This window comes from Nocardiopsis sp. CC223A (assembly GCF_030766825.1).
Taxonomy (GTDB): domain Bacteria; phylum Actinomycetota; class Actinomycetes; order Streptosporangiales; family Streptosporangiaceae; genus Nocardiopsis.
The window spans coordinates 1-1,362 of sequence record NZ_JASFDV010000174.1; the positions used below are offsets into that span (position 1 = coordinate 1).

Genomic DNA, 1,362 nt, shown 5'->3' on the forward strand with positions numbered 1-1,362 from the left:
CGGAACTCCTGCTCCATCCGGTGCTCGACCACATCGAACTGGAGCGGACCGACCGCCGCCAGCACCGGAGCCTGCTCCCCCCGCACATCCGAGGTCAGCACCTGCACCACACCCTCGGCGTCGAGCTGGGCGATGCCCTTCTGGAACTGCTTGTACTTGCCCGCGTCCTTGGCCCGGGCCACCACGAAGTGCTCGGGGGCGAAACTCGGGATCGGCGGGAACTCCACCTTGGGACCGTCGTAGAGGGTGTCCCCGACCTTGAGCGCCTGAGCGTTGACCAACGCGATCACATCACCCGGGAAGGCCGTGTCGATGGTGGACCGGTCGGACCCGAACACCGCCTGGGTGTACTTGGTCGCGAACGGACGCCCGGTGGCCGCGTGCGTGAGCACCATACCCCGATCGAACCGCCCCGAACTGACCCGCACGAACGCCATCCGGTCCCGATGGTTCCTGTCCATGTTGGCCTGCATCTTGAACACCTGACCCGAGAACGGGGCCGCCACCGGACGCGGCCGCCCGTTCACGTCGTCCTTGGCCGCCGGGGCGGGCGCCAGGCCCACCACCGCCTCCAGCAACCGGCCGACACCGAAATTGGGCAACGCGGCACCGAACAACACCGGCGAGGACTTCCCCGCCAGGAACGACTCGGAGTCGAAGTCGGCGCCCAGCGCCTCCAGCAGCTCCAGTTCCTCCTGGGCCTGCTCCCACGCCGCGCCCTCCAGCCCGGCGGCCCGGTCGGCGTCCACGACCTCCTCGATGGCCTTGGTCGCCCCACCGGGAGTACGGGTCAGCTTGGTGTACTCACCGGTGGCCCGGTCCACCAGACCACGGAAATCACCCGCGATCCCCACCGGCCAGTTCAACGGCGTGGGACGCAACCCGATCCGCTGCTCGATCTCGTCCAACAGCTCCAACGGCTCACGCCCGGGACGGTCCCACTTGTTCACGAACGTGATCACCGGCATCCGCCGCGCCCGACACACATCGAACAGCTTCAACGTCTGCGGCTCCAGGCCCTTGGCCGAGTCCAGCAGCATGATCGCGCAGTCCACCGCCGACAGCACCCGATAGGTGTCCTCGGAGAAATCCGCGTGACCGGGGGTGTCCAACAGGTTCAGGACCCGACCCCGGTAATCGATGCGCAGAGCCGCCGACGTGATCGAGATCCCCCGGTCCTGCTCCATCTCCATCCAGTCCGACGTCACCCCCCGCCGGTCGCCCTTGCCGTGCACCGCACCCGCCGAGGTGATCGCCGCCGAGTGCAACGCCAACGCCTCGGTCAGCGTCGACTTACCCGCGTCCGGATGCGAGATGACCGCGAACGTCCGCCGACGACCGGCCTCACCCACCACCTCGGCC

General features: G+C 68.5%; 1 protein-coding gene. It reads right to left on the minus strand.

The genetic code is table 11. The features are described from left to right. Window positions 1-1,362 (minus strand): peptide chain release factor 3 (locus tag QJS33_RS31210; protein ID WP_306371663.1); only part of this gene is annotated, 1,362 nt, incomplete at both ends.